Below are 18,980 nucleotides of genomic sequence, written 5' to 3' on the forward strand. Positions count from 1 at the left end.
CTGGAGAACAAGATGAAAATCCGCACGACATTCTGCTTTGCAATTGGCTTGAGCGCGCTTTCCATGGCAGCGCCTGCTTCGGCATCCGACCTGGTGCTTTACGACGCGCTCGACTTCGCCGGCCCGGTGGCAAAGGCCTTCCAGGCCAAGACTGGGCTTACCATCGATGTCGTCGAGCCCGGCAGCACCGGCGAGACGCTGGGCAAGATCGCCGCGGAAGGCGACAACCCGCAATTCGACATCGTCTGGCTCGATGGCTCCGCCGTCATGGAGCGCATGGCGGCCGACCATGTGCTGCAGGCCGTTCCCGCCGCCGCCTACGACAAGGTGGCCTTCACGGATCTCGGCAAGTCGCTGATCCCGCAAAGCCACGCCTTCCTGCCGACCGGCACCAGCACCACGGCCATCGAGGTCAACACCAAGAAAGTGCCAGCCGATAAGATGCCCAAGTCCTGGTCCGACCTGCAGTCCTTCGCCGGCAGCGTCGCGGCCAAGGATCCCAATCTGTCGGGCCCGGCCTACCAGTGGCTGGCCGGCTTCTTCCAGACCAACGGCCTCGATGCCGGCAAGATTCTGCTGGCCAAGACGCTGACCAACAAGACGCTGTCGGGCCTGTCGAGCGGCGGCAAGGTGAACAAGGCCGTGCTGACCGGCGATGCTTCGGTCGGCATCAACCAGGACAGCGCCATCTTTTCAAAGATCGCTGCCGGCGAACCCGTCGTCGCAGTCTATCCGAGCGAGGGTTCGGTATCGCTGCCGCAAGGCCTCGGCATCAGCGCCAAGACCAAGCACATGGACGCGGCGCAGAAATTCATCGATTTCGTCACCAGCGCCGAAGGCCAGGCCGCCATGCAAAATGGCGACGACACCGACTTCTTCTACATCCCGATCATCAAGGGCATAAACGCCAAGCCCGGCCGCGAAACCAACATCACCTACACACATCTTGATGATGCCGCAGCCTCCGCCCACGAGACCGAGTGGAAGCAGTGGTACAAAGACAATTTCGTCCAGTGATCCGGCCGTTTGGGTCCAGGCTGTTCTGGCAATGACGATCCTCCAGCATCCTGGCGCCGCGGCTTTTGTCCGCGGCGCCAGCGCCGGAAAGCGGCCGCGAGATGGCCTGCCGGCGCTCGTCCGCGGCAGTGGACCGTTGGCCGTCTACGCCGTGTTCGCCCTGCTGATCGGATTGCCGCTTGCCCTGGTGCTGGTCCAGGCAGTGATGCCTGGACTGTTCGCCGCGCAAGGTGCCAGCAACAGTTTGAGCCTCGAGCCCCTGGCGCGCGTCTTCAGGTCGCCCTATGTCGCCGGATCGGTCCTGCATTCGCTCGAACTCGGCATGCTCGTCGCCTTCACCACGACCGCCTTGGGCGGCGCCTTCGCGGTCCTTGTCCAGCGCTGTGACATTCCGCTGCGAACCGCTATTTCCGCGGTGCCGTGGCTGGTTTTCCTGACACCGTCCTATCTGAAGGCACTCGCCTGGGTGTTGCTGATGTCGCCCGGCGGCTATCTGGCGCAGTTTGGACTGCTGCCTGCCTGGCTGGGCTCGTCGTTTTTCGGGCTGACCGGCCTGGTGTTCGTCCACACGCTCAGCCTGTTCCCGCTGGCGGCCTTCATTATCGGCAGCGCGCTGGCCGGGTTGGGCAGCGAACTGGAAGATGCCGCGCGGCTCTCCGGTGCCAGGCCGCTCAGGATCTGGCTGCGCATCAACGGTCCCTTGCTGGCGCCGGCCATCGCCTTGAGTTTCATCGCCACCTTCGCCGAGGTGCTGTCCGATTTCGGCCTCGCCTCGACCATTGCCAGAATGTCTGACTTCGGTGTCCTGACCTATGGCATCTACGCGGCCGCAAGCGATTATCCCGTCGACTTTCCCGCTGCCGGCGCCCAGGCTCTGGTCTTGCTCGGTCTTGTCCTGCTCGTCGTGGTGACGGACCGGATGTTGCGTCGCCGCGCCGATCCGCGCCTAATTTCGGGGCGCGCCCGGCCGGCCCGGCTCTACAATCTCGGCAGCTGGCGCTGGCTCGCCATGGCGGCGGCGCTCGCCATCGCTTTCCTCGCGCTCGCCTTGCCGCTCGCCGCGATCGCGGCGCGCGCCCTGACGCAAACGCTGGGCCATGGGCTGATCTGGAGCAATGTCACCACCGTCAATGTGGTGGCGGCGCTCAGCCTGAACACCGCGGCCAATGACGGCTTGCTGCGCAGCCTGTTCTATGCCGGGCTGACGGCGGTGATCGCCAGCGCGCTTGCCTTGCTGATGTCGGCGCAGCTCGACCGTGCGAGCCCGGTCCTGCGCACCGCCGTCGTCGGCCTGTCGCTGGGCGCTGTGGCGATACCGGGCATCGTGCTCGGCTTCGGCTATATCCTTGTCTGGAATCGGCTACCGGGTTTTCGCGACTGGCCGTTTCCCCATTATGGCGATGGCTCGCTGCTGGTCGTGGGCTATGTCGCGGCGGCACTTCCCTATTGCCTGGTGGTGATCCTTTCGGCCATCGGCCAGTTGGCGCCGAGCCTGACGGATGCGGCGCGCCTGCACGGCGTCGGGACAATCCGGCGATTGCTGGCGATCACCCTGCCGCTGATCCTGCTGAGCGTGGTGACGGCCTTCCTGCTGACGTTCATCCGCACCGTGTTCGAACTGCCGATCTCGCAGATGCTCATTCCCCAGAGCGGCCCGCCGGCGCCGACGCTCATCTTGAAACTGTTCAGCCACGACCGTGACGGACTGGCATCGGCAATCGCGCTGGTCGCCATGGCGGCCGCGGGAATCGGCGCGGCACTGGTCTGGTACCCGCTTCAGCGGTTCGTCAAACCGCGCCGTAGTGGCGGGCATGTCGAACCCGGCAGCGGTCAGATCGCCAGAGCGGGAACCTTGTCATGACCGCCTCCCTGCATTGCGCCGGCATTTGCAAGTCGCTCGGTGGCCGCGCCATTCTGACCAACCTCGATCTTAAGATCGCCGCCGGCGAGGTGGTGTCCCTTCTCGGCGCCAGCGGGTCCGGCAAGACCACGCTGCTGCGCATCATTGCCGGACTGGTCGAGCCCGAAAAGGGGTTGATCACGCTGGACGGACGCGTCGTGTGGAGCGAAAAGTCAGTCATACCGCCCGAAAGGCGGCAGATCGGCATGGTCTTCCAGGACTATGCGCTGTGGCCGCACATGACGGTCGCCAACAATCTGGCCTTCGGGCTCAAGGCGCAGCGGCTTTCGGACCGCGACATCGCCCAGCGGCTGACCCATGCGCTCGACGTCACCCGTCTTGCTCCCTACCGGGATCGCTATCCCACGGAATTATCCGGCGGACAGCAGCAGCGCGTCGCCATCGCGCGCTGCCTTGCCGCCCGGCCGGCGCTGATGCTGTTCGACGAGCCGCTGAGCAATCTCGACGCGGCGCTGCGCGAAGATATGCGCATCGAGATGATGGAGTTGGTGCGCCGCGAAGCCATCACCGTCGTCTATGTGACGCACGACCAGGCGGAGGCGATGGCCGTCTCCGACCGCATCGCCATCATGCGGGCGGGCGAGATCGTCCAGTTCGATACGCCGCGCGCCATCTACGAAGCGCCAGCCGATTCCTTCGTGGCCAGCTTCATCGGCGGCTTTTCGATCGTTCGCGGCGAGGTTCGTGACGAACGCTTCTCGATCGCCGACAGCGATGCCGAGACAGTGCGCACGCCGGGCGCCCGTTCCGGCGCCGGCATGCTGGTCATTCGCCCCGAGGACGCGCGCCCGGCCGACGCCTATCCCGACAACCGCCTGCAAGGCAGGGTGCTGTCGAGCGCCTTCCAGGGCCGATGCTGGCGACTGGCGGTCGATCTGGGGCCGCAGCGCGTGCGGCTCGACTGGCCGGAAGCGCCGCCAATTGGCGCCTCACTTGCTTTTTCGCTGCCACCGGAGCGCTGTGTGGTGCTGAGCGCATAGTGATGCGCTATCCGCTGGGCAACGACCTTCGAACAGATCATGGTCAAACGAGACGATACAGGAAACCTTCATGCAGACTCTGACACCCATACTTTCGACGATCACGGCGGCATTCCTGGCGTCCTTCGTGGAGGTCGTCGAGGCCTTCACCATCGTGCTCGCTGTCGGGGTGACGCGCAGCTGGCGCCCGGCACTGACCGGCGCAGCACTGGCGCTGGCGCTGCTGGCGGCTTTGGTGCTGACGTTCGGCCCGCTGCTGGCGCTCGTACCCATCACCACGCTGCAGTTCGTCGTCGGGGTGCTGCTGATCCTGTTCGGCATGCGCTGGCTGCGAAAGGCCATCCTGCGCAGCGTCGGCGTCATCGCCCTGCATGACGAGGAGGCGGCCTTCTCCAAGGAAACCGCAGCCTTGCACCAGCAGGCCAACGACCGCCGCGCCGACTACCTCGCCGGGCTGGCGTCGTTCAAGGCGGTGCTGCTCGAGGGCGTCGAGGTGGTGTTCATCGTCATTGCGGTCGGCGCTGCACATGGGCAAACGCTCTACGCCAGCCTCGGCGCCCTGGCGGCTTTTGTCCTGGTGATGCTTATCGGCCTGGCGGTTCACCGGCCGCTGGCGCGGGTGCCGGAAAATGCGCTCAAATTCGTCGTCGGGCTGATGCTGACCAGCTTCGGCATCTTCTGGACCGGCGAAGGCATCGGCGCCGACTGGCCGGGTGCCGATCTCGCCTTGCTCGCGATTTTCGCCATCGTCGCGCTGGCGTCGTTTGCCATGGTGCGCTGGCTGCGCGGTGCCTACCCCACACTTACCGGAGGGCTCGCCCGATGAACGTCATTCGTCTCGCGGCCAAGGAATTCTTCGGCATGTTCGTCGATGACGGCAGTCTGGCGCTGCTGGCGCTGGTCCTGGTGGCCATCATCACGGCGGCGGTGAAGCTGCTGGCGCTGCCGCCGCTGCTCGGCGGCGCCCTGCTGTTGATAGGCTGCCTCGCCATCCTGTTGCAAAGCGTTCGTCGCGCCGCACGCGGAACCAATCGGTAGGGCTTGGCCCTGGCGCGGTCGCCTTAAGCCCCGAGCGCAAAGGGCATCAGGGACACGGTGCCAGCCGCACTTTCGCCTGGGGCGAGCACGATGATGCCTTCGTCCGGATCGCTCCATCCGCCCCGGTTGAAAGCGCCGGAGGCGTTGGTCTGTGGTTCGACGCAGAAATACGGTTTCGTCGGGTCGGCGTACAGCATCAGGTGTCCGAAGACGGGATCGGCCTTGATGCGCAAGCCTGCGCCGCGCAGGGGAAAGCGAAGTGTCGCCTCGCCCATCCAGCCACCATAGTCATTGTTGCGCCAGCCGGCGGGCAAAGGCCGGCCAGCGGCGAAGTCGAGTTCGGGTGCAAGCCTGATCGGATCGCCCGCGATGCCTTGCGGTTCTTCGAGATAGAACCGCGTCGCCTCGAACTGCAACGTGACGTCCGGGTCGCGATCGAACCAGGGATGCAGGCCAAAACCGAACGGCATGGAAACCGGGCCCGCGTTGGTCAGCGTCATGGCCACGCTGAGCCCTACCTCGGACACCACGAAAGCCTGCGTCGCGCGGTAGGAGTAGGGTTCGACGCCGGCCGCGATATCCAGCGACAGCGTTGCCTGGGCGCCGCTCGCCTCAGCGACGGTCCAGGCGTGTTTCCAGCCACTGCCATGCACGTTGATTTTTTCGGGTGGATTGTTCGGCTGGACCTGCCAGCGCCTGGCTGCGAAGTCGAAGGCATTTCCAGCGATGCGGTTGGCGTAGGGCATCATCGGAAACATGGCGACGCCAAGCACGTTGCCCGCTTGCCGATCGTCATCGGAAAGCCGGCGCATGAGGTCGATGCCGCGCCAGCGCAGCGCGCCCACGCTGCCGCCAATGCGCGGCACGAGATCGACCTCGAGCGCCCCGGCCCTGAGCGTCAGCTGTTCAGGAACTGCACCCATCGTCTGCCATCCATCCGCCATCGATATCAGGCAATTGGCCCGATGTGCGTGTTCAGGGATCGCAGAAGAACACCACGGCTGCAATCATTTCATCGATACCCAGCTGTGCGGGGGCTGGCGGTTATTCCGCGGCCGCACCGGCCACGTTCTTGCGAGCGGCGTCGACCATCAGCCGTCTTGCCCGGAACACGCCCCATTGCTGGTCGACCAGCACGCCGATGAGGATGACGCCACCCATCACCGCGAAATTGAGCGAGGACGGGATGCCGAGCAGATTGACGAGGTTCTGCAGCTCCTGCAGCAGCACCGTGCCGAGGATGACGCCGATCAACGAGCCCTCGCCGCCGCGCAGCGAGAAGCCGCCGAGCACGGCCGCGGCAATGGCATAAAGCTCGTAGAACTGGCCATGGCTGGCCGGCGAGATCGAGCGCGTGTACATGGCGAAATAGATCGCCGACAGCGCCGTCAGTACACCGCAGATGACATAGGCGGCCATGACGACGCGGCCTGTGCGGATGCCGGAGTACTTCGCCGCCTCCTCGTTCTTGCCGATGGCGTAGAGATAGCGGCCGAACACGGAGCGGTGCAGCACCACCCACATGACGATGGAGATGACGATCAGCGCGATGAAGCTGTTCGGCACGCCCCAGGAGCGGCCGGCCGTCAGGAATTCCAGGTCAGGAAAATTCTGACCGAAGGCGAAGCCGGCGGTGCCGTCGGCGGTGTAGAAGCGGGCGACGCCACGATAGATCAGCAGGCCGCACAGGGTGACGACGAAGGGCTGCAGCTTGAGCCGCGTGATCAGCCAGCCATGCACTAGGCCGATGATGGCGCCGAGCGCGATGATCAGCACGAAGGCCAGCGGCCAGTCCAGTTCGCGCACGGCGATGAAGTCGATGAACAGCGTTCCCAGCAACGCGACAACCGAGCCGACCGACAATTCGATGCCGCCGGTGATGATGACGAAGGCCTGGCCGATCGACAGGATGCCGAACAGGCCGATCAGGTTCGAGGTGTTGGCGAGATTGATCGGCAGCAGGAAGCGCGGGTTGATGATCGCCACCACCGTTCCCACCACCAGGATCAGGATCAGCAGGCCGAGATCTTTCTTGCTCATCGTCTTCTCCCCAATGCCGCCTGAGCAGATCGCGCTTCCCGCGACCCCGCGGCAAAAAAACTATTTCGGCTGCTTGCCCACCGCCAGCAGCAGCACGTTTTCCTGGCTGAACTGGTCCTTGTCGAGAATGCCCGAGATCTGGCCCTCATGCATGACGGCGATGCGGTCGGACACGCCGATCACCTCCTCCATGTCGCTGGAGATCATCAGCACGGCGACGCCGGCATCGGCCAGCGCCCGCATCAGCCCATAGATTTCCGCCTTGGCGCCGATATCGATGCCGCGCGTCGGCTCGTCGAGGATCATCACTTTCGGGTTCATGGCCAGCCATTTGCCGAGCACGACCTTCTGCTGGTTGCCGCCCGAAAGCGTGCCGGTGCGTGTCTGCACCGACGGCGCCCTGATGCCGAGATTGCTCTTCTGCTTTTCGGCGGTGGCGGTCTCGGCACTTGCCGAAACCAGCGAGCGGCGCGCATGCGCCGGTAGATTGGGCAGCGAGATGTTCTGGGCAATCGACAGGTCGAGCAGGATGCCGGTCAGCTTGCGGTCCTCGGGCACCAGGAAGATACCGTGGGCGACGGCATCCGCCGCCGAGCCCAGCGCAAGCGGCTTGCCGCCGAGCTCGAGCGCGCCGCCAAGGCTGCTGTCGATGCCGAAAAACACCCGCGCCAGTTCGGTGCGGCCGGAGCCGACAAGCCCGGCAAGGCCAAGGATTTCACCGCGCCTGACATCGAGATCGACAGGCCGGCTGGGATAGGCAGGGGTGCGGATGGCCTTGGCGGCAAGCGCGACCGCGCCGGGAGCCCGCGCGGCCTCGGAGGCTTTTTCGCGCTCCTTCAGCATGCGGCCGATCATCAGCTTGACCATCTGGTCGTGGTTGATGGCGCTCTTCTGCAGCGTTCCGGCCAGCATGCCGTCGCGCAGTACGACGACGCGGTCGGCGACGCGCTCGACCTCATGCAGGCGGTGCGAAATGAAGATGACGCTGATGCCGTCGGCCTTCAACGCCTTGATGACGTCGAGCAATTTGTCGGTTTCGGCGAGTGGCAGGCTCGATGTCGGCTCGTCGAGGATGACCAACCTTGCCTTGATCGACAGCGCCTTGGCGATCTCGACCATCTGCTGCTGGGCCAGCGACAGGGCGGCGACCGGCGTGTCAGCTGAAAAATTAGCGCCGACGCGCTTCAGCAGCGGCGCCACCATGGTGCGCAGCCGGGCGCGGTCGACGAGCTTGAGCGCGCCGGCGCGCAACGGCTCGCGGCCAAAGAAGATGTTGGCGGCAACATCGAGATTGTCGAACAGGTTGAGTTCCTGGTGGACGAAGGCGATGCCCGAACCGAGGCTGGCTTCGACCGAGAGCCCGTCATGGGCGATGCCGTCGACGGTGACGGTGCCGGTGTCGGGTCTGGTGACGCCGCCGAGTATCTTCATCAAGGTCGATTTGCCGGCGCCGTTTTCGCCGACGAGGCCGATGACCTCGCCCGGCCTGACCTCCATGGAGAAGCCGTCCAGCGCCACGACGCCTGGATAGGTCTTGCGCACGTTCTCGAGCGTGAGGAACGGGGTGGACGCCGTTATGGATGTTTCGGAATAATTCATCACGCCTGACAGCAGCCGGTGGGCTACAGACTGACCGGCCTTCGCCGGCCCGTCAATACGAATGCCGGCCCGGGGCGAACCCCGGACCGGCGCAATTGCTCTGTCTCAGTTTCCGGACATCGCCTTCAGATTGGCGGCATAGGCGTCGACGTCGTCCTTGCCGATAATCTTGGTCGGGATGATGATCAGGCCGCCCTCCGGGATGCCCGACTTGTCGCCCTTGAGATAGGAAGCCATCAGCTTCATGCCCTGATAGGCCCATTCGAAGGGCTGCTGCACGACGGTGGCGGCAACGGTGCCTTCCTTGACGCCGCCCAGCGTGATCGGATCATCATCGAAGCCGACGACGGTGATCGAGCCGAGCTTGCCGGCGTCGCGCAGCGCTTCATAGATGCGCGGCGTGTTGTAGGAGTAGAAGCCGACCATGCAGGTGACGTCGGGGCTGGCGACCAGCGCGTCCTCGACGTTCTTCTTGGCGCGCGCCTGGTCGATGTCGTCGCCACGCACGTCGACGAGTTCGATCTTGGTGCCGGCGAGGCCGTCCTTCATGCCCTGGATACGCTCCTTGGCATTGTCGGCGCCGAGCAGGCCGACGAAGCCGAGGCACTTGCCGCCATTGGGCATCGCCTTCTTGGCGATCTCGGCCGCCTGCTTGCCGGCATCGACGTTGGACGAGCCGATATAGGCGACACGCTTGGTTTGCGGGGCGTCACTGTCGGTGGTGAACAGCGCCGTTTGCGAGGCGATCTTGTTCAGTCCGTCGGTCGAGGTCTTGGGATCGACGGCCGAGACCATGATGCCCTTGACGCCAGCCGTAACCAGGTCATCCATCAGCCGCTGCTGGATGGCGACGGAGGACTGCTCGGGATATTTGAGCTCAAGATTGTAGTCCGGCAGTTCGCCTTGCGCCTTCTTGACGCCGGCTTCGGCCGCCTTCCAGAAATCGGAAGCGCCGTTGACGACGAAGGCCAGCGTCGGCTTGTCGTCGGCGCGTGCGATGGCCGTCGCCGTCAGGCCGATGAGCAGCGCCGCTGTGGCTACGGATGCATTTCGTATCAAGGATTTCATGTTCAACCTCCCGTTTGGCTCAGTCGTTCGACTGACCGATCTTAGTCACCTGGAATTTGCCGTCTGCAGCTTGAACGCCCTCCTCCTCAAAGGGTCCCGGCGCCGAAACAACGGCGTCGTTCCAGCTGCGATCATGGACTTTAGAGACTCATCCTTCGTTCGTAAATAGTCCGATTTGTCAGACATATCACTTGTCCGAAACACAGCTTGCGGAGGTAGTATCCGCTCGCCATCGGGCTATTTTCACGCACTCCCACCGCTCCCGGACCGACCGGCCGGATGCGATGGATTGACGGTACAGCGCATTCTTGTATTAGTAAACAGTATTAGTTTTTGAGCTCTATCCCGGGCAGTATTGCGGTTTCGCGGCGCACCTGCCGGCGAGTCGGCGCATTGCTTGCGTTTGAGACCAAGCCTTGTGGCTTTTGGGTTCCGGACTGTGTGGCACTGCATGAGAGATGGACCTCGGGAGCGCTAATAGATATAAATGATCGCAGCGATTTCTATAAATCGATAATGTCACGCCATCTTGTCGGCCTCACCGGCTGCCGCTAGACAGGCCTAGGATTGGGGATGCCATGAGCGAGACGACGGATCCGGAAACCCTCGACACGGCGAAGCGGCGCAAGCCGCCGGCAAAGAGCGCCAGGGGTCGCGTCACCATGACCGACATCGCCAGGGCCGCCGGCTGCTCGCAGGCGACCGTTTCCTTCGTGCTCAACAATTCGCCCGGCATCAAGCTGTCGCAGCAGACGCGCGAACGGGTGATCGAGGCCGCGCGCTCCCTCGGCTATACCGCGCCGGCATTCTCCGCCCTGCGGGCGCCCGTGGCCTCGTTCGAAGGGCTTGACGGCGTTATCGGCTTTGCCGTCGACCAGCTTGCCACCAGCCCCGAAGCCGTCGTCGCAATCGAAGGCGCGCGGCAGGCCTCGTGGAACGCCGGCAACGTGCTTCTGGTGGCGCAGACGCTGGGCGATTCCGTCATGGAGCCGCGCGCCATCGCCGCCTTGACCAAGCGGGGCATTTCGGCGCTGATCTACATGACCATCTTCACCCGCGAGATAACCGCACCCGACTATCTCTACGGCCTCGACATCCCGGTGATCCTGCTCAATTGCTACACGGCGGACTATGCCTTCCCCGCCGTGGTGCCGAGCGAGATCGCCGGCGGCCAAAGTTCCACCCGCCACCTGATCAGCCACGGCCACCGCCGCATCGCCACCATCACCGGTGAGCCGTGGATGCAGGCCGCACAAGACCGGCTGAAGGGCTATCGCCGGGCGCTCGCCACCGCCGACATCCCGTTCGATCCCGAACTGGTGGTCGAGGGCGACTGGTCGGCCAGCGCCGGCTATGCCGCGACCGCCAAGCTTTTGGCGCTGAAGGACCGGCCGACCGCCATCTTCTGCCAGAACGACCGCACCGCGATCGGCTGCTACGAAGCGCTGAAGGAAGCCGGCCTGCACATCCCGCAGGACATTTCCGTCGTCGGCTACGACGACGAGGAAATCGCCCGGCATTTGTTCCCGCCGCTGACGACCTCGATCCTGCCGCACATGGCAATGGGACAATGGGCGATCGAGCAGCTCGAGGTGCCGGCGGCTCCTGGGCGAGGACGCTATCCGATCACCAAGCTGGAATGCCCGCTCGTGGAACGGGAGAGTGTGCGGGCCGTGGCGGCCGTGTCCTAAAAAGCGCGTCGCGCTTGAAGTGGTTCAGCGGCAATTCATGTCTTCCATTGCCTTCGCTGCCCGGTTGTCCGCGGCCATGCAAAAGTCCGCCCAGAAATAGTCAAATGCCGCGAATTGACCGCGAGCAAGTCCCGACCTAGCGTCCGCCGCGGTTGGGTTTGGTTTGGGTTGCCTCAAGAATTTGGTGCTTGAAACGGATGCGCTGTCCCTGGCGCGGCATCCGGGCGGACAGCTGTGTCCTGTCGACGGGCTCCAGCGGGGCACAAGGGGCGGATGACGCTTGAGCGGCAGGTCTTTTCGGATGGCGGGGCGCGACCCCTCGCGCGCCTGCGGTCCAGGACGCGGCGCGTTGGCGCATTCCTCTTGCCGACTGGGGTCGGCGGCTAAACCCAGAGGATCAAGTTTTGCGGCGAACCCGGCCATCACCGCCAGGCGTCGGAGCGGGCGCTAACGAGGGACGACGATGACCACTTTCACGATTTCCGACCAGGCTACCCTCAACGCGGCGATCACCGCTATCGCGGGCCGCGCCGGGACAGACATCTTCAATTTCACGACCAGCTTCACGCTCAGCGGGAATATGACGCCGCTGTTCCTGACGGCCGGCGAAAACCTGACCATCAACGGCAATGGCCAGACGATTGACGGCGCCAACACCTATGGCGGCTTCGTCATCGAGCACGGCACTGTCGCGATCAACGACCTCGACATCGTCCATACCACGGCGAGAGGCGGTACCGGCGGCGTGTGGCAAGGCAATGGCAGCGGCGGCGGCGCCGGGCTGGGCGGCGGCCTGTTCGTCGGCGCCGGCGCCAATGTGACAATCAGCAATGTCGATTTCACCGGCGACCGGGCCATCGGCGGCAATGGCGGCGGCATCAGCAGCACTTTCGCCAACGGCGGCCTGTGGAACGGCTTCCTCAACGATGGCACCGGCTTCGGCATAGGCGGCATTGGCGGGACTGGCTCCGGCCCTGGCGGCAGTGGTGCAAGTGGTGGCTTTGGCGCCGGCGGCGGCGCGGCCACACCCTCTGCCGGCGCACCCAATGTGCCTGGAAATGGCGGCTGGGGCGCTGGTGGAGGCGGCGTCGGAAGTTTCAGCCATGCCGGATACGCCGGCGGCGGCGGCGGCCTGGGAGCAGGCGGTGCCATCTTCGTCGATACGCTTGGCACGCTGACCATCGCCGGAGGCACGATCTCCGGCGGCGCGGTGCAGGGAGGCGCGTCGGGCCCGAATCAGGGCATGGGGGTCCAGGGCGGTGGCGGCGGCGGATCGGCCGGCTCCGGCATCTTCCTGCACGGCACGACCATAAATTTCGCGACGGCGCTCGGGCAGATCTCGACCATCAACGACGTCATCCAGGACGGCGACGGCATCGGCGGCATCGTCATGAAAGGCGCTGGAACGCTGCAGCTGGGTGGCGCTAACGGCTTTGCCGGCGGCATCACCGTCTACAGCGGCACGCTTTCACTGGCCAACACAACCGCCGCCGGATCGGGCGCCATCAACTTCTTCGGCCATGGCGCGCTGCAGCTCGCTTCGGGTGTGAACATCGCCAACCAGCTCAAGAATTTCGGCACATCCGACACGATTTCACTGCTCGGCTTTGGTTCGGCGACCGGCGTCTCGTATGATTCGGGCACCCACATCCTGACGGTCACCCGCGCTTCCGGCGGTAGCGAGATCCTGCAGCTCGACGTCACCCACAGCTATCTCGGCAATCGTTTCGTGACATCCACCGACGTCAACGGCAACACGACGATCGCGATCTCCAACCTTCTCGCTGACGGCGATTTCCAGCTCATCGATCTGTCGGACACCGGCCCCGGCGTGAGTATCGATCACACTGCCGGCAATACGGTGGCTGGCGTGCTGACGGGATGGACCGGGATCGGCTCATTCGGCGCTTTCGCGCCGACATCAGCCGTTTCGACCGGCTTTGCCGGCAGCAATATCGGTTTTTTGGGTAACGGTGGCAGCGTATCGCAGACGGTCAACGCGCCTGGAAACTTCGACAGCTACAGTGTCGCTTTCGACCTCGGGAGCCGGGCCGACACGGGCAACGGAACCACCGTGCGGGTGCAGGTGTTCGCGGGCGGGATCCAGATCGCCTCGCAGGACTATGACACCTCATCGGCTGTGCAGGCCCATGGCAGCGTCGCGCACTACGTACTGAACACAGCCGCGCTTGACGCGACCACACGCGGCTTGGCCGTCAAGGTCCTCATCACCGAAATCGGCACTGGCCAGACGCTGTTCGACAATGTCGTGCTGACCGGCATCGACACCACAGCACCTGTCGTGACCAACCACCTCCAGAACGACACCGGCCTTTCGAGCAGCGACACCCTCACCAACGTCGCGACGCTGACCGGGACGGGCGACGCCAACGCGGTCGTGCATTTCACCGTCGACGGCACGCTCATCGGCCAGACGGCAACCGCCAACGCCGCCGGCGTCTGGACATTCACGCCGACCGGCCTCTTGAATGGCCAGCACACCATCGTGGCAAGCGAAACCGACGACGCCGGCAACACCGGAACCTCGTCGCTGACCTTCACCCTCGACACCACCTTGCCGGCGGTGACCAACCATCTCCAGACCGATACCGGCATTTCTGGCGCCGACACCGTCACCAATGTCGCGACATTGACGGGATCGGGTGACGCTAACGCGATCGTCCACTTCACCGTCGACGGCAACCCAGTCGCCCAGACGGCGACCGCAAACGGCGCCGGCGTCTGGACATTCGCGCCGACTGGCCTGCTGGACGGCCAGCACACCATCGTGGCGAGCCAGACCGACGCCGCCGGCAATACCGGAACGGTGTCGCTGACCTTCACACTCGACACCACCGTGCCGGCGTTGACCAATCAATTGCAGATCGATAGCGGCGTTTCGGGCAGCGACACCATCACCAATGTCGCGACGGTGACCGGATCGGGTGACGCCAACGCCATCGTGCACTTCACCGTCGACGGCAATGCCATCGCCGGGACGGCGACAGCCAACGGCGCCGGCGTCTGGGCCTTCACGCCGACCGGCCTGCTGGACGGCCAGCACACCATCGTGGCGAGCCAAACGGACGCCGCCGGCAACACCGCAACGTCGTCGCTGGACTTCACCCTCGACACCAGCGCGCCGACCCTGACGATCTCCAGCGACATCGACCAGATCCACGCCGGCGAATCGGCAACGATCACGTTCACCTTCAGCGAGGACCCCGGCTCGACCTTTGCGTGGGACGGCTCGACGGGCGATGTCACCGTCAGTGGCGGTACGCTCAGCGCGATCACCGGCACGGGCCTGACGCGGACAGCCATTTTCACGCCCAACGCGGTGCATGGCAGCATCGGTGTCGCCGGCGCAACCTATAGCGATGCCGCGGGCAATCCCGGTGGCGCAGGCAATGCGCTGGCGCTGACCGGGCTCGATCACAACATGATCAGCGGCACCGCGTTCGACGACAAAAACGGCAACGGCATCAATGACGACGGTGCCGTGTTGAGCGGAATTACCGTGCACCTTCTGGGCACGGACCATCTCGGCAACGCGGTCGACGTCTCGACCACGACCGGTCTCGATGGAGGCTATTCCTTCACCGACATCGCGGATGGCGCCTATTCTGTCCAGTTCGACGCCGACGGTCATATTTTCTCACCGGCGAACCAAGGTGGTGATGCCGCCCTCGACAGCGACGTCAATTCCCTGGGCATCGCGCCGACGATCGTCCTCGTGGAAAACGCCGACATCTCCAGTGTGGACGCCGGCATGGCCGTGCCCGCCACGGTCGGCGATTTCGTTTTCAACGACATCAACCTCAACGGTCGCCAGGACGTCGGCGAGGTGGGAATTGCCGGCGTTTCCGTCTCACTTGTCGACACATCCGCGGCGCATAACATCCTGGCAACCGCCACCACCGATGCGAACGGGCACTACAATTTCACCAATCTCCTGCCCGGTTCCTATCAGCTGCAGTTCACGGCGCCCTCGGGATATGTGCTGACGACGCAGGACTCGCCTGTCTCCAACGACGCGACCGACAGCGACGTGTCCGAGTCAACCGGCCTGACAGGTGCATTCAGCCTGATCGAGGGCCAGAACGACACCAGCCGCGATGCCGGCATGTATGCCTTGCCGACCTTTGCCGGTCTCGACGGCGACGCGGCGACCTTCACCGAGGACGGGCCGGCTGTCCGTCTCGATACCGGCACCGCCGCTTCGCTGGCCGATGCCGACGGCACGGTCTTTTACACCTACGATTCAAACAATCTGGCGCAGCCCGGGCATCTCACGGTCTCGATCACCGGCGGCGGCACGGCGGCCGAGGACGTACTTGGCTTCGACACCTCAGGCGATGTTTCGCTTTCCGACGGCCTCACCGCCGGCAGCGTCGTCACGGTCGGCGGGGTAACCGTCGGAACGATCGCGGCCGGTGGCGATGGCCAGAACGGGCATGACCTGACCGTCACCCTCGATCTTTCGCTGAACAACGCGAATTTCGAAACGCTGCTGCATGCGTTGACCTATTCCAACAGCAACGGCGCCGACCCATCGGCCGCCGATCGCACGGTCACGGTGAGCTTCGACGGCGATCTACAGACACATACGGCAACGACGACGGTGCACGTCAACGCCGTCAACGACGCGCCGGTTGCCGCGAACGACAGCTACAGCGCCAGCGAGGACACGCAGCTGACGATTGCGGCGCCCGGCCTGCTGGCCAACGACAGCGATGCCGACCACGATCCGCTGACGGCGCTGCCGGTCAACGGCCCGTCGCACGGCGTGCTGACGCTGAATGCCGACGGATCGCTGAGCTACACGGCCGACGCCAACTACAACGGCGCCGACAGCTTCACCTATAAGGTCGGTGACGGGACGACGACTTCGAACGTCGCCACGGTCAGCATAAGCGTGGCGGCGGTCGACGACCCCGGGCTTGCGGCGGTCGATTCCTTTTCGACCAACGAGGCGACGGCGATCGGCCCGGGCTTCAACGTCTTCGCCGACAATGGCGACGGCATCGATGTCGACATCGACAATCCGCTTTCAGTCGCCGCCGTGAACGGCGTCGCCGGCAATGTTGGCACCGAGATCACGCTGGCCTCCGGCGCGCTGTTGACGCTGAATGCGGACGGCACCTTCGACTATGATCCGAATGGCGTCTTCAACGACCTGCCGGGTGCGTCGTCGGGTGCGAGCAACACGACCGCAACCGACAGCTTCACCTATACGCTCGCCGGCGGCAGCATCGGCACGGTGACCATCACTGTCCATGGCGTCGATGGCGACGGCGACAATCTGATCGGCACGGCGGGCGCCGACACGCTGAATGGCGGCATCGGCGCTGACACCATCCATGGCCTTGCCGGCAACGACATCTACACCGTCGACAATGCCGGCGACCAGGTGTTCGAGGCGGCGAGCGAAGGCACCAATGACACCGTCCGGACCTCGGTCAGCTATGCACTGGCCGCGGGCCAGCAGATCGAGACGCTGGCGACGGACAATGTTGCCGCCACGACCGCCCTCCCCCTGACCGGCAATGAGTTCGCTCAAACCATCATCGGCAATGCCGGCGCCAACATCATCGACGGCCTTGGCGGCGCCGACACGATGCAAGGCGGTCTGGGCAACGATACCTACATTGTCGACAATGCCGGCGACCAAGTGATCGAGGCGAACGGCCAGGGCACCGACAGTGTCTTCAGCTCCGTCTCCTTCAATCTCTTCGGCCAGGAGATCGAGACCCTGACGCTGACCGGCACAGGGTCCATCAACGGCACCGGCAACCAACTTGCCAACACCATCACCGGCAACAGCGGCGACAACGTCATCGACGGTCTTGGCGGCGCCGACACCATGCAAGGCGGCGCCGGCAACGACACCTACTATGTCGACAATGCCGGCGACCGTGTCATCGAGCTCAACGGCCAGGGCACCGACAGCGTCTTCAGCTCCGTCTCCTTCAATCTCTCAGGCCAGGAGCTGGAGAACCTGACGCTGCTCGGCGCCGCAAGCATCGACGGCACCGGCAATTCGGCCGGCAATGTTCTCACTGGCAATGCCGGCGCCAACACGCTCATCGGGCTCGGCGGCAACGACACGCTGGACGGCAAGGCCGGCGCCGACACCATGCAAGGGGGCGTCGGCAACGACATCTACTATGTCGACAATGCCGGCGATCATATCATCGAGGCCAACGGCCAGGGCACCGACAGCGTCTTCAGTTCCGTCTCCTTCAACCTCTCAGGGCAGGAGCTGGAAAACCTGACGCTGCTTGGCGCGGCAAACATCAACGGCACCGGCAATTCCACCGGCAATTTTCTCACTGGTAATTCCGGCGCCAACACGCTCTTCGGGCTCGGCGGAAACGACACGCTGGATGGCATGGCTGGCGCCGATAGCATGCAGGGCGGCCTCGGCAACGACACCTACTTCGTCGACAACATCGGCGATCATGTCATCGAGCTCAACGGCCAGGGCTTCGATACGGTCAACAGCGCCATTTCGTTCAACCTCTCCGGCCAGGAGCTGGAGAACCTGACGCTGCTCGGCACAGGCAACATCAACGGCACCGGCAATTCGACCATCAACGACATCACCGGCAACAGCGGCAACAATATCCTCGACGGCCTCGGCGGCGCCGACACCATGCGGGGCGGCCTCGGCAACGACACCTATTTCGTCAACAATATTGGCGATCATATCTTCGAGCTCAACGGCCAGGGCACCGACAGCGTCTTCAGTTCCGTCTCCTTCAACCTCTCTGGCCAGGAGCTGGAAAACCTGACCCTGACCGGCGCGGGCAACATCAACGGCACCGGCAATTCCACCGACAACACGCTCAACGGCAATGCCGGCGCCAACACGCTGATCGGGCTCGGCGGCAACGACACGCTGGATGGCAAGGCCGGCGCCGACACGATGCAGGGCGGCACCGGCAACGACACCTACTGGGTTGACAATGCCGGCGACCGGCCGATCGAGCTCGACGGCCAGGGCACCGACACGGTCAACAGTTCCGTCAGCTTCAATCTCTCCGGCCAGGAACTGGAGAACCTCAACCTGCGCAGCGGGGCCTCCATCAACGGCACCGGCAACCACATCGACAATGTCATCACCGGCAATTCCGGCGACAACATCATCAACGGCCTCAGCGGCAACGACACGCTGACCGGCGCGCTGGGCCATGACAGTTTCCTCTTCACCACCGCACTCAGCCTCGTCGTCAATGTCGACACCATCACCGACTTCTCGGTGGTCGACGACACCATCGTGCTCGATCACGCGATCTTTGCAGCCCTTGCCGGCAACGGCACGCTGAGCGCCGACCAGTTCGCCGCCAACGCCTCCGGCACCGCGACCGATGCCAACCAGCACATCATCTACGAGACCGACACCGGCTGGCTCTACTACGACAGCAACGGCGACGCCGCGGGCGGCTCGAAGCATTTTGCCACGGTGGCGGCGAACCTGGCGATGACCAACGCGGATTTTGTGGTGGTGTGAGGGGCGAAGGCAGAGGTCACCATCTGAAGGGGGAAGGAAACTGGCCTGCCGCAGGGCATTCCGTGGTCGGCTGCGAGGACGACGTCGCAACCCTCTTCCCACCCCAAAGA

The 18,980-nt window shown here is 64.4% G+C and carries 11 protein-coding genes; 7 read left to right on the plus strand and 4 right to left on the minus strand.

The genetic code is table 11. From position 1 onward, the window contains the following. The first annotated feature begins 12 nt into the window (after positions 1-12). The 5 genes from AC1DZP_RS12255 (at position 13) to AC1DZP_RS12275 (ending at position 4,956) form a co-directional block, all read left to right on the plus strand. Entirely contained in the window at positions 13-1,017 is a 1,005-nt protein-coding gene (locus AC1DZP_RS12255; protein WP_477302597.1) for an ABC transporter substrate-binding protein, read from the plus strand. Positions 1,018-1,048: 31 nt separating this feature from the next. Further along, positions 1,049-2,878 (plus strand): ABC transporter permease, encoded by a 1,830-nt coding sequence (locus AC1DZP_RS12260; protein ID WP_477302599.1) that lies wholly within the window; start codon positions 1,049-1,051, stop codon positions 2,876-2,878. Next, positions 2,875-3,918 carry an ABC transporter ATP-binding protein gene (locus AC1DZP_RS12265; protein WP_477302601.1) on the plus strand — a complete coding sequence of 348 codons (1,044 nt, stop codon included), beginning with the start codon at positions 2,875-2,877 and terminating at the stop codon, positions 3,916-3,918. Before AC1DZP_RS12260 ends, AC1DZP_RS12265 begins: the two co-directional genes overlap by 4 nt. A 70-nt stretch (positions 3,919-3,988) precedes the next feature. Continuing rightward, the gene (locus AC1DZP_RS12270; protein WP_477302603.1) at positions 3,989-4,744 is read left to right on the plus strand and encodes a COG4280 domain-containing protein; all 756 of its coding nucleotides are present in this window, start codon (positions 3,989-3,991) and stop codon (positions 4,742-4,744) included. Beyond that, positions 4,741-4,956, plus strand: a complete 216-nt coding sequence (locus tag AC1DZP_RS12275; RefSeq protein ID WP_477281304.1) for a hypothetical protein — start codon at positions 4,741-4,743, stop codon at positions 4,954-4,956. The genes AC1DZP_RS12270 and AC1DZP_RS12275 overlap by 4 nt, the downstream gene beginning before the upstream one ends. Before the next feature lie 23 nt (positions 4,957-4,979). On the opposite strand, the gene AC1DZP_RS12280 is transcribed toward AC1DZP_RS12275, so the two are convergent. The 4 genes from AC1DZP_RS12280 to AC1DZP_RS12295 form a co-directional block, all read right to left on the minus strand. Further along, positions 4,980-5,879, minus strand: a complete 900-nt coding sequence (locus AC1DZP_RS12280; RefSeq protein ID WP_477302605.1) for an aldose 1-epimerase — start codon at positions 5,877-5,879, stop codon at positions 4,980-4,982. A gap of 121 nt (positions 5,880-6,000) precedes the next feature. Continuing rightward, positions 6,001-6,996 carry an ABC transporter permease gene (locus AC1DZP_RS12285; RefSeq protein WP_095083296.1) on the minus strand — a complete coding sequence of 332 codons (996 nt, stop codon included), beginning with the start codon at positions 6,994-6,996 and terminating at the stop codon, positions 6,001-6,003. Between the two features lie 60 nt (positions 6,997-7,056). Next, positions 7,057-8,595 (minus strand): sugar ABC transporter ATP-binding protein, encoded by a 1,539-nt coding sequence (locus tag AC1DZP_RS12290; protein WP_095084325.1) that lies wholly within the window; start codon positions 8,593-8,595, stop codon positions 7,057-7,059. Between the two features lie 105 nt (positions 8,596-8,700). Then, a complete protein-coding gene (locus AC1DZP_RS12295) occupies positions 8,701-9,663 on the minus strand; it encodes a sugar-binding protein (RefSeq protein ID WP_095083299.1) in 963 nt (320 codons plus the stop codon). 578 nt (positions 9,664-10,241) lie between these two features. Here AC1DZP_RS12295 and AC1DZP_RS12300 point away from each other — a divergent pair. After that, entirely contained in the window at positions 10,242-11,354 is a 1,113-nt protein-coding gene (locus tag AC1DZP_RS12300; protein WP_477302607.1) for a LacI family DNA-binding transcriptional regulator, read from the plus strand. A gap of 463 nt (positions 11,355-11,817) precedes the next feature. After that, positions 11,818-18,870, plus strand: a complete 7,053-nt coding sequence (locus tag AC1DZP_RS12305; protein ID WP_477302609.1) for an Ig-like domain-containing protein — start codon at positions 11,818-11,820, stop codon at positions 18,868-18,870. Positions 18,871-18,980: the final 110 nt, after the last annotated feature.

The sequence above is a fragment of the Mesorhizobium sp. P2_F8 genome (assembly GCF_056403655.1).

What these genes read in the sequence shown, in the direction of transcription:
- AC1DZP_RS12260 (WP_477302599.1), top strand. Translation starts at nt 1,049, where the DNA reads ATGACGATCCTCCAGCATCCTGGCGCCGCGGCTTTTGTCCGCGGCGCC.
- AC1DZP_RS12270 (WP_477302603.1), top strand. Translation starts at nt 3,989, where the DNA reads ATGCAGACTCTGACACCCATACTTTCGACGATCACGGCGGCATTCCTG.
- AC1DZP_RS12295 (WP_095083299.1), bottom strand. Translation starts at nt 9,663, where the DNA reads ATGAAATCCTTGATACGAAATGCATCCGTAGCCACAGCGGCGCTGCTC.
- AC1DZP_RS12275 (WP_477281304.1), top strand. Translation starts at nt 4,741, where the DNA reads ATGAACGTCATTCGTCTCGCGGCCAAGGAATTCTTCGGCATGTTCGTC.
- AC1DZP_RS12300 (WP_477302607.1), top strand. Translation starts at nt 10,242, where the DNA reads ATGAGCGAGACGACGGATCCGGAAACCCTCGACACGGCGAAGCGGCGC.
- AC1DZP_RS12265 (WP_477302601.1), top strand. Translation starts at nt 2,875, where the DNA reads ATGACCGCCTCCCTGCATTGCGCCGGCATTTGCAAGTCGCTCGGTGGC.
- AC1DZP_RS12280 (WP_477302605.1), bottom strand. Translation starts at nt 5,879, where the DNA reads ATGGGTGCAGTTCCTGAACAGCTGACGCTCAGGGCCGGGGCGCTCGAG.
- AC1DZP_RS12290 (WP_095084325.1), bottom strand. Translation starts at nt 8,595, where the DNA reads ATGAATTATTCCGAAACATCCATAACGGCGTCCACCCCGTTCCTCACG.
- AC1DZP_RS12305 (WP_477302609.1), top strand. Translation starts at nt 11,818, where the DNA reads ATGACCACTTTCACGATTTCCGACCAGGCTACCCTCAACGCGGCGATC.
- AC1DZP_RS12255 (WP_477302597.1), top strand. Translation starts at nt 13, where the DNA reads ATGAAAATCCGCACGACATTCTGCTTTGCAATTGGCTTGAGCGCGCTT.
- AC1DZP_RS12285 (WP_095083296.1), bottom strand. Translation starts at nt 6,996, where the DNA reads ATGAGCAAGAAAGATCTCGGCCTGCTGATCCTGATCCTGGTGGTGGGA.